We start from the raw sequence: 9,270 nt of genomic DNA on the forward strand, positions 1-9,270 counted from the left end.
ATCCAAATGGGGGCTTTGAACGATGCTGCCTCAGCAGAACGTTTGGTAAAAGAACTCGAAGCTAAAGGGGTGAAGGTGCAATACTATCAGCCCTAAATTAGGTGAAGGGTGAAAAACTTTAACTAAATTGTTAGACAAACCTAGACGGTAATCAATGTTTTGTCTAACACAAAATTGGTTTTTAAATTGTCAATTCCCATTCCTAAATCTAAAATTTCATAAAATCGGGAGACGGAGCTCATGGGATTATTCGATCGCATTTGGCGAGTGATTCGAGCCAATATTAATAGTTTGGTCGGGGCGGCAGAAGATCCAGAAAAAATTCTGGAACAAGCTGTAATGGATATGCAGGAAGATTTAATACAGCTCAGACAAGCTGTAGCAGGGGCGATTGCCGCTCAAAAACGCACTGAACGCCAATGCTCGCAAGCTGAATCGACAGCGGCAGAATGGTACCAGCGAGCGCAGCTAGCTTTGCAAAAAGGCGAGGAAAATTTGGCGCGGGAAGCTCTGACGCGAAAAAAATCTTATCAAGAAACGGCAACGGCGATGAAAGCTAGTTTGGGACAGCAAAACGCTGTTGTGACTCAACTTAAAGAAAATATGCGCTCGCTCGAAAGTAAAATTTCTGAGGCAAAATCTAAAAAAGATATGTACATTGCCCGAGCTCGATCGGCAAAAGCCTCCGAAAGGCTGCAAGAAATGATGGGGAATCTCAGTACCGGCAGTGCTTTGAGCGCGTTTGAACGGATGGAAGAGAAAGTGGTGCAGCTAGAAGCTCGCTCCGAGGCCATCGCAGAACTCGGAACTAATGATTTAGAAAAGCAGTTTCTGTCTCTCGAATCTGCAGGCGATGTCGATGACGAGTTGGCGGCGATGAAAGCACAAATGCTTCCAGGCAATAATACGCCCCAATTGCGATCGGGCGAGCCGCCCGCATCCTGAACCAGAACTAGCAGAACAATAGTCCCGACGGCAAAAACTTCTCCACAGCCGAACTAGAGATAGCCCGCAAGCGTGTTGGGGAATTCCCGGATCGAAGTTAAACTCAATAGGTAGGTGCATTAATCAGCTTGTCTGCACCGCTGACTCGATCGCTTTAAACTGTATTTATATGTTTGCAAAAATTGCCAAAGGCTCGATCGCGCTAAACATTTGACCAAATAAGTTTCACTCAAAGCGGGCTAACGCTATCAAGCCTGCTTGCCGCCAACTTCGTACACCTCACAGGAACAATAGCATTATGGGATTATTCGATCGCATTAGCCGAGTCGTCAGAGCCAATCTTAACGATATGGTCAACAAAGCTGAAGACCCGGAAAAGATTTTAGAACAGTCCGTGACGGACATGCAGGAAGACTTGGTGCAGTTGCGTCAGGCCGTTGCCAGCGCGATCGCCACTCAAAAGCGCACCCAGACTCAGTACAATCAAGCTGAATCTCAGTCTAACCAATGGCAGCAGCGCGCAGCGCTAGCCCTGCAAAAAGGAGATGAGACTTTGGCCCGCGAAGCCCTGGTACGCAAAAAGTCTCACGCAGAAACGGCGGCTACCCTGAAAAGTAGTTTGGAACAGCAATCGGGTCAAGTAGAAAGCCTCAAGCGCAACTTGATCGGTTTGGAGAGCAAGATTTCCGAAGCCAAAACTAAGAAGGATATGCTCAAGGCCAGAATATCCGCAGCTAAGGCCCAGGAACAGCTTAACAACACCATTGGCACCCTGAATACTGGCAGTTCAATGGCAGCTTTCGATCGGATGGAAGAAAAAGTTTTGCAGATAGAAGCTCGCGCGGGAGCATCAGCAGAACTGGCGGCCGGCGGCAGCAATTTAGAGGAACAGTTCCGCTTGCTCGAAAGCGGCGGCGATGTTGACGACGAGTTGGCTCAGATGAAAGCTCAACTGACTGGAGGTTCTGTGTCTCAAGGTCAATTGCCCGCAGCGGGTAAAACTGCTGCTACTGCTAATACTACATCCGAGTCGAGTCCGGTGATTGACGCTGAGCTGGAAGAATTGCGATCGCAGCTCAACAAAATGTAGTAATCTCTATCAAAATTCACCTATTTCTCCAATGGCAGCTTTGATAGAATGCTCCGCCTACCTACAGCGCTAGCTTGGGGAAGTCGGAGCTTTTTTCACAAACAGTGTATGTAGGTTGGGTTGAACTGATATCTTGCACCTGTGGCAAAAACCGGGTTTCTGACCGCAAAAACCGCATCACAACCTATATCTCTCTTTCAGAAACCCGGTTTTTAAGAGCTTCCACACGAATGGTGCTCTTTTGTCAGTTGAACGAAGTGAACCGCAGGGTTTGTGTCCAGGGCCCAACCTACAATCATGCTTAACAATCGCGTATTGCGATCTAACCGACGATCGAAGATTTATGAAATTGCTGCTGCGATCGATCTTTTTGCAAGGTGCATCGCTCGAAATTGTCGATTTTTATCAAAAGATTTTTTATGCATCCGCGCCTGGGATCTACTGCGGCGCGATTTTTTTGAGCGGTAATTTAGCAATACACAATAATTGCTTTATGTCAATTATATTTATGTACAATTAACTACTCAATTCTTAAGAAAAAGTGATAAAGTGACTTTATTGTTTGCAATTGCGCCTGCAGCACCAGCTAGTAAGTGTAAATAACTATAGCTGTTCTCAGTAACATGAGATGCCATTAAGGTGCATAGGGAATGGGGAATGGGGAATGGGGAATTGGGAATTGGGAATTGGGCATTACTACTTACCCATTACCATCACCTTTTTCCCAATTACCAATTACCAATTCCCCATTCCCAATTCCCATAACATAAAATATAAAAAGGTATAAACTGTGATGCCTCTGCCATATTCCAGAGGGTTTTGTAAAATCAAGTTTTTCAGGGCATTAGCAGTTAGTTGTTCGATCGCAGCAATTTTCCCCGCACCGCTGACAGCTCAAAGAGTTGGCGAGTCATTGGGTCGATCGCCAATTGTTAATGATAATTTACAGTCTCAATTAAAACTTAATCGAGAAACCGCAGACGATCGCGATCGGCCTCCTGATTTATACTCAAGTTCAGAATTAGATATAGACACTCAAGAGCCAGAAAACCACATCGCGGAATTTGCTGCACAAGCCCAAATTCAAGACAGAGAAACTCTCGCTCAATTGCCGAACCGAGGAGAAAACAGACAAGAATTTCCCGTTCCCAATCGGCTCGGGCCAACTCCATCTCCTCTGGAAGAACCCGCGCCCCCAGCACCCCTGCCTCCGGTAGAACAGCTTTTGCCACGAGTCCCCGCGCCGACGCAGCCAGCAGAATTGCCCGACATTCCGGGTACGGTAAGGGTCGATCGATTTGAAGTAGTCGGCAGCACCGTCTTTAGCAAGCAAGAATTAGACGCTGCACTCAAAAACTTTGTAAACCGCCGGCTGACTTTCGCCGAACTGCTGCAAGCTCGTTCTGCTATCAATGAACTGTACCTGAGCAAAGGTTATATCACTTCGGGAGCGCTGATCGAGCCACAAACGCTCGCGGGTGGAGTTGTGAAAATATTAGTGCTAGAAGGCAGGCTAGAAAATATCAATGTAGTCGGGACTAGACGGCTGAATTCTAACTACATCAGAAGCCGCTTGGCACTGGCAACGCGAGGCCCGCTGAACCAACAGCGCTTGCTAGAAGCTCTGCAACTGCTGCAACTAAGCGGCCAAGTCCAAAATATTTCAGCAGAATTGCAAGCGGGTTCTCGTGCGGGTTTTAATGTGCTCTTAGTGCGAGTCAAAGAGGCAAAAACTTTCCAACCGGGGATATTTACTGACAATTCTCGCTCTCCGAGTGTGGGGAGTTGGCGGCGCGGGGCACAAATCCGCGAGGCTAATTTGTCGGGTTTGGGAGATAGTGCGAGTTTGATTTTTACAAATACTGAGGGCAGCAACGCTGTAGATTTTAGTTACGCGCTGCCGGTGAATGCGCGCAACGGTACGGTAAGTTTTCAAGCCAGCAGGAGCCGAAGCAATATTGTTGAGTCACCTTTTGAGGCGCTGGATATTCAGGCATCGAGCCGCAGTTACGAGTTGACTTATCGCCAGCCGATCGTGCAAACTGCGAGAACAGAAATTGCGATCGGCATCGCTGCGGGGAGGCGAGAAAGCGATACCTCTTTGCTGGGAGAAGATTTTCCCCTGTCGCCTGGGGCTGATAGTCGCGGGAGAACTCGGGTTTCGGCGCTGAGGCTGTTTCAGGATTTTACTCAGAGGGGAGAAAGAGATATCTTGGTCGCGCGATCGCAGTTCAGTCTGGGAGTCGCAGCATTTGGCGCTACCGCGAGCAGCAGCGAGCCTGACGGTCAATTTTTGACGTGGCGGGGTCAATTGCAGTACGTGCGGTTGTTGGCTCCCGAGACGCTGCTGGTTGTGCGATCGGACGTGCAGTTGGCTGGAGGCGAGTTGTTGCCGATCGAACAATTTGGTTTGGGCGGCCCGGACACAGTGCGGGGCTACCGTCAGGATGCTTTGCTTGCCGATAGCGGGATTTTTGCTTCTGCCGAGTTGCGCTATCCGATTTTGCGGATTAGTGACAACCAAGGAGTTTTGCAGGTAACGCCGTTTGTGGATGTTGGCAATGTTTGGAATCGCGGGCGAATGGCGGCGGATTTGGAAACAAATACTTTGTTATCGGCGGGATTGGGCCTGCGGTGGCAGTACGGCCAGAGGTGGAATGCTCGCTTGGGCTGGGGCATTCCTTTGATTGATATTAACTCGGGCAACAGGAGTTGGCAAGAGCGCGGGCTGTATTTTTCATTAGAATTCCAACCTTTTTAAGAAAGTAGCCGTTCTGCTCTTGGCGGAACTGAGCAATTCCGCTATATAGTAATAAGTATTATTTGGCACTCATTGATGGCTGCCAATAGTGCATTGTAGTGATAATTTAAAAATTAAACTATGTCTAAAGTTCAGTTGCTGCTTTTAAGTTCTTTTGCTTCGGGTTTTGGGTTTTGCTCGATCGTTTTGGCGATGTTTACCATGATTTCTGGGCTGTCGTTTGCTTCTTTTTTGACTTTTGTTTTAACTTTGGTATTTTTTGGAATCAATCTACTTTTTGCTTTGCATTATTATACATCGATTACCAAGCTGTTGAGTGTTAAAAATAAAAGGAAAGCTAGAATTTAGCGGTTGTGAAGAAGAATCGGACAAAAGCCTGGAAAGTTCTTTATGGAATTTGAAGGGAATCCAGACAAAGCGACACTAAACAGTGAGAAGCATGGTGTTTCCTTTCCCGAAGCCGCAACCGTATTTAATGACCCGCTATCTGTAACTTTTCCCGAACCTCAGCATTCCATCGGAGAAAGCCGCTACGTTATCATAGGTATATCTAGGTATGGGCAACTTTTAATTGTTGCACACACCGATCGAGGAGAAAAAGTACGAATCATCAGCGCCAGAAAAGCTACCCGGCAGGAGCAGAGGTTTTATGAAGAAGGATATTGAGAAGGAAATGGAAGACGAATTACTTGCTGAGTATGACTTTGCTCGGATGGAAGGAGGTGTTAGAGGCAAGTATGTTGAGCGATATCGTGCAGGGACAAACTTGGTGCTTTTAGACCCCGATATTGCCCGAGCTTTTCCTAATGATGCAGCAGTCAATGACGCATTGAGGATGTTAATCAAAATTGCACAGCGCCAGCAGTCAAATACTGCGGTTCAGGAAAGCCGCGAACAATCTCAACTTTGATAGCGCGATGTCAGGAGATTGTGCGATCGCCGATATTATTTCTCCAGAAAGCGATCGCCTCTTGGTTGAAACAACTATCTAGCTGTAGGTCATAATTATTTAAGGTCTAATTATTTAGGAGGTGCGATCGTGGCTATTGCTCAAACCAACCCGCCAAATCTTACTTCAGATGCGACAAAGACTCGCTTCACTCCAGATGAATACCGGGCGATCGAGGAAACTGCCGAAGATCGTCACGAATACTGTAACGGAGGTATCATCGCTATGTCAGGAGGTTCCCCCACTCACAGCCGTATTACCGTAGACATTACGACTTTTCTTAATGTGGCTGTGCGAGACACAAATTTTCAAGTCTATAACGGCGATCTGCGAATTTGGATTCCTAGTTTCAATCACGGAACTTACCCCGATGTCTTGGTAATTGATGGCGAACCAGAGTTCAATGCCGATCGCACGGACGAAATTCTCAATCCTTTACTGATTGTCGAGGTTCTTTCGCCCTCTACGGAAGCCTACGATCGAGGTGAAAAGTTCAGAAAATATCGCTCTCTTGCTAGTTTTTGTGAATATTTGCTGGTGAGTCAAACGGAACCATATATTGAGCAATATCACAACCTCGATCGCCAAAGTAGCGATCGCTGGCAATGGCAAGTGTACGATGGGATCGATCGGGCGATCGTCCTGCACAGCTTAAATATAGAACTTCCAATGTCTGAAGTCTACCGCCGGATTAATTTTTAAGGGCGATTTTTGCAAGTTTGAAATCGATTGTGTTTAACTAGAAATATAATTTTAGGAGAAAGCTATGGCTACTCTAATTCAACAGCCAACGGAAAACTTGACAGAAAATCAAGCAGAATCCCCAGTGGGGAAAAAAGTCTGGACTGATGCCGAATTTATGGCACTCAACCGAGATGGACACCGCTACGAAATTGTAAATGGAGAACTAATTGATATGGGAAACTCAGGTGCAAAACACGGTTATGTTTGCAGTATCTTGATGATTTTGCTCGGTGGGTATGTCCACATTCAAAAGCTAGGTGCGATGTTCGATTCCAGCACTGCTTTTAAGATGAAATCGGGAAACAAGCGATCGCCCGATGTTTCCTTCATGGCAAAAGAACGGCTGCAAGGGCTAGAAGAGCTTCCCGATGGCTTCCTAGAAGGTGCGCCGGATCTGGCCGTAGAAATCCTTTCTCCTAGCAATACAGTGGAAGAAATTCACAATAAACTTGTAGAATATTTTGAAAATGGATCGCGTTTAGTTTGGGTAATTCATCCTAAACAAAAGTATGTGTTGGTGTATCGATCGGCCGAGGAACCCGATCGCCTGCTCAAGTCTACGGACTCCCTAGATGGCGGAGAAATCGTCCCTGGCTTTACTCTGGCGATTGCGGAGTTATTTCAAAAACTTGCTTTTTAATGAAAGTGCGATCGGACTCTGGAAAATTGCCAGTAGTATTGATAATTTAACTTAGGCCGCTAGCAAGCTGTTGCGGCATTTAAATTGAATGTCAAAAAAAACCCTAATGAGTGGGGTGGGCTGATAGCGGGCCCTGAAAATACAATATTTATTTGTCCGACAGCTAGCAAGATCGAATCCGAAAATTGCGGGCGATCTGCCAGTAATATAGAAATAATTGGTTGTTCCGTACTTACTGTGCTAAATTATCAGGAAAATGCCAATTTTGACCAAACTACATCTTCTGTTAGTTTATGATTTTTAGGGTGTACCGTACTTACTGTCGTAACTTGTCACCAAAACGCGTTTGCAACCCCTGTTTGGCACGGCTTAGGATCGTGAATTAAATAATTTACACATAATTGTGGGATAGGCTCTATAGCCCGTCCTTTCTGCACGGGCTATAGAGCCCATCCCACAAGAACAATAAAAATGGTAAGTTATTAACTTTTCATTCCTTATGGGTAATTGCGAACGTCAAAAACAGCCTTTTTTATAGCCAGTTCAGCTATCACCGATATCTCCTGAGTATTCTGGTTTTTAAAGTGAGCTTATTTATATGAATTCTCAAGCTTTGTGAGGATAGCCCGGTTTGGCCGGCGCGGGCCACTCCTAGCACCTCATGTTACGCTCGAAAGGCTATATACAATTACTGCTGAAATTGAGCCAACAACCAAGCACCTACCTGCGCTTGATCTTGAGTGCGACTCCCCCGCAAAGCCTCTTGCAACAAAGCAATAGTTAATCCAGGTAAAACTTCAGATTGAACAATCCGCCGACTGCCATTATCCGAAATAATCGCAAAGGCAATAATTTCAGATTTCTGCACATCTACTACCCAATATTCAGCCACTTTCAGCTCTTCATAAAGCAACCGTTTTTCACCAATATCATCAGCCAAAGTTGAGTCAGCAACTTCTATGACCAAATCTGGCGGTGGAGTAACGTCAAGACTTGCGATCGAAGTTCCACTCGGTGCTAATTGCGCTCTTTCTCCAATATAGTATGATACATCCGGTTGACACTCTCGCACTCCAGTTTTCCGGTAGCTACAGTTATCCAATCCGTTAAGAGAAATACCTTTCGCAATACAGAACAGACTCACTCCTAAAAAAATACTGCCATTGTCTCTAGCGAGGTTAGGCCCTACTGACGTAGTTTCAATCCTCATTTGTCCGTTGCGGTAGTAGCATTTGGCTTTATTGTAAGCTGGGTCATCTGCCATCGCGATGAATTCTTCCCATGTTGCTACTACCCAAGTATCGGTCGGTAATTTAGTTGTTAAGGTACTCATTTTTCCAGGGCTATTTCATTCTAAACAGCTTCTTCAAAACGTCTAGACCATAGCCCGCGAGCCGTTGTGCCTGTGCCATATTTGTTTCTCCAGCTTCTCGATAAAGATTGAGTGCTAAATTACGAGCAATTGCAAAAATGGCCGGGAGCTCGCCGACTCGAACTCAGTTAAGCATCGGGAGCATCCCGGTTTTGCAAAAGCCTCAAATAGCCAAGAGGTCGTGTCGTCCAGCACAACGAAGTTTTAACATCTTGTTATGACATTTTTTTTCAACCATTGAGCTCCGCAGATTTTCAACCTTCTATCTATTTGTTTGACAGTCGATTCCACCGCGCCCGAGCCTATGGAACAGATATTGTCTGATAATAATTGCTCATAATTAACAATTCGAGAGCGATGCTTTTCTAGATACTTGCAAAAGTTTTTAGCGGTTTTTCTGCGACAATTTTTAAATAAATTTAGGGTGGATTCGACCTGACATTGCCACAAAAATTTCTTGGCTTCGCTAAAAATTTTAATGACCCTCCCACTTTATATAAATTTTCCATTAAATCAGGGTAAGCTCATCTAATTTGGTATAAATTGTACTTGACAAAAAGGGCAATATATACGAATTGGCATTAGTGATTAGTGGTTATATAATGTTTCTTAATCATTCGTGATGACTGGTGAGAAAAAGTAAATGAAAAAAGGATTTGCTCCTGTTTCGCCAACCCAAAAATCCCAGAAGCAGAATAATCGGACTCAACCAATATCCATCGAACATTTACAAGGGAGCTTATCAACTTATTTTGATAACATACAAGCT

General features: G+C 45.4%; 10 protein-coding genes and 1 pseudogene. 8 read left to right on the plus strand and 3 right to left on the minus strand.

What is annotated here, in order from left to right:
* Positions 1 to 6: 6 nt before the first annotated feature.
* The 4 genes from IQ270_RS24950 to IQ270_RS24965 all read left to right on the plus strand — a co-directional run bounded on the left by IQ270_RS24950 (position 7) and on the right by IQ270_RS24965 (position 4,796).
* Positions 7 to 96, plus strand: a complete 90-nt coding sequence (locus IQ270_RS24950) for a hypothetical protein (protein WP_228056680.1) — start codon at positions 7 to 9, stop codon at positions 94 to 96.
* Positions 97 to 240: 144 nt separating this feature from the next.
* Complete coding sequence (locus tag IQ270_RS24955; RefSeq protein ID WP_193975870.1) at positions 241 to 945, plus strand: PspA/IM30 family protein; 705 nt, start codon at positions 241 to 243, stop codon at positions 943 to 945.
* A gap of 298 nt (positions 946 to 1,243) precedes the next feature.
* Positions 1,244 to 2,035 carry a PspA/IM30 family protein gene (locus tag IQ270_RS24960; RefSeq protein ID WP_193975871.1) on the plus strand — a complete coding sequence of 264 codons (792 nt, stop codon included), beginning with the start codon at positions 1,244 to 1,246 and terminating at the stop codon, positions 2,033 to 2,035.
* 793 nt (positions 2,036 to 2,828) lie between these two features.
* A complete protein-coding gene (locus IQ270_RS24965; RefSeq protein WP_193975878.1) occupies positions 2,829 to 4,796 on the plus strand; it encodes a ShlB/FhaC/HecB family hemolysin secretion/activation protein in 1,968 nt (655 codons plus the stop codon).
* A gap of 131 nt (positions 4,797 to 4,927) precedes the next feature.
* On the opposite strand, the gene IQ270_RS24970 is transcribed toward IQ270_RS24965, so the two are convergent.
* Positions 4,928 to 5,065: a hypothetical protein gene (locus IQ270_RS24970; protein ID WP_193975872.1), complete on the minus strand. Its 138-nt coding sequence runs from the start codon at positions 5,063 to 5,065 to the stop codon at positions 4,928 to 4,930.
* Positions 5,066 to 5,186: 121 nt separating this feature from the next.
* Between IQ270_RS24970 and IQ270_RS24975 the strand changes: the two genes are divergently transcribed.
* The 4 genes from IQ270_RS24975 to IQ270_RS24990 all read left to right on the plus strand — a co-directional run bounded on the left by IQ270_RS24975 (position 5,187) and on the right by IQ270_RS24990 (position 7,129).
* Complete coding sequence (locus IQ270_RS24975) at positions 5,187 to 5,462, plus strand: BrnT family toxin (RefSeq protein WP_193975873.1); 276 nt, start codon at positions 5,187 to 5,189, stop codon at positions 5,460 to 5,462.
* Complete coding sequence (locus tag IQ270_RS24980; protein WP_193975874.1) at positions 5,446 to 5,706, plus strand: hypothetical protein; 261 nt, start codon at positions 5,446 to 5,448, stop codon at positions 5,704 to 5,706. Before IQ270_RS24975 ends, IQ270_RS24980 begins: the two co-directional genes overlap by 17 nt.
* Positions 5,707 to 5,835: 129 nt before the next feature.
* Positions 5,836 to 6,447, plus strand: a complete 612-nt coding sequence (locus IQ270_RS24985) for a Uma2 family endonuclease (RefSeq protein WP_193975875.1) — start codon at positions 5,836 to 5,838, stop codon at positions 6,445 to 6,447.
* Between the two features lie 64 nt (positions 6,448 to 6,511).
* Positions 6,512 to 7,129 (plus strand): Uma2 family endonuclease, encoded by a 618-nt coding sequence (locus IQ270_RS24990; RefSeq protein ID WP_193975876.1) that lies wholly within the window; start codon positions 6,512 to 6,514, stop codon positions 7,127 to 7,129.
* 688 nt (positions 7,130 to 7,817) lie between these two features.
* Here the strand turns inward: IQ270_RS24990 and IQ270_RS24995 are convergent.
* Together IQ270_RS24995 and IQ270_RS31455 are read right to left on the minus strand one after the other, a co-directional pair.
* Positions 7,818 to 8,462 carry a Uma2 family endonuclease gene (locus IQ270_RS24995; protein WP_193975877.1) on the minus strand — a complete coding sequence of 215 codons (645 nt, stop codon included), beginning with the start codon at positions 8,460 to 8,462 and terminating at the stop codon, positions 7,818 to 7,820.
* A gap of 202 nt (positions 8,463 to 8,664) precedes the next feature.
* A pseudogene (locus tag IQ270_RS31455) lies at positions 8,665 to 9,013 on the minus strand (ISKra4 family transposase); the annotation flags it as partial.
* Positions 9,014 to 9,270: the final 257 nt, after the last annotated feature.

The organism is Microcoleus sp. LEGE 07076, from assembly GCF_015207455.1.
Classification (GTDB): Bacteria; Cyanobacteriota; Cyanobacteriia; order Cyanobacteriales; family Microcoleaceae; genus Microcoleus.

Bases quoted from the DNA above. Each gene is read 5' to 3' on its own strand.
- IQ270_RS24950 (WP_228056680.1), top strand. From the start codon at position 7: ATGGGGGCTTTGAACGATGCTGCCTCAGCAGAACGTTTGGTAAAAGAA.
- IQ270_RS24955 (WP_193975870.1), top strand. From the start codon at position 241: ATGGGATTATTCGATCGCATTTGGCGAGTGATTCGAGCCAATATTAAT.
- IQ270_RS24960 (WP_193975871.1), top strand. From the start codon at position 1,244: ATGGGATTATTCGATCGCATTAGCCGAGTCGTCAGAGCCAATCTTAAC.
- IQ270_RS24965 (WP_193975878.1), top strand. From the start codon at position 2,829: ATGCCTCTGCCATATTCCAGAGGGTTTTGTAAAATCAAGTTTTTCAGG.
- IQ270_RS24975 (WP_193975873.1), top strand. From the start codon at position 5,187: ATGGAATTTGAAGGGAATCCAGACAAAGCGACACTAAACAGTGAGAAG.
- IQ270_RS24980 (WP_193975874.1), top strand. From the start codon at position 5,446: ATGAAGAAGGATATTGAGAAGGAAATGGAAGACGAATTACTTGCTGAG.
- IQ270_RS24990 (WP_193975876.1), top strand. From the start codon at position 6,512: ATGGCTACTCTAATTCAACAGCCAACGGAAAACTTGACAGAAAATCAA.
- IQ270_RS24995 (WP_193975877.1), bottom strand. From the start codon at position 8,462: ATGAGTACCTTAACAACTAAATTACCGACCGATACTTGGGTAGTAGCA.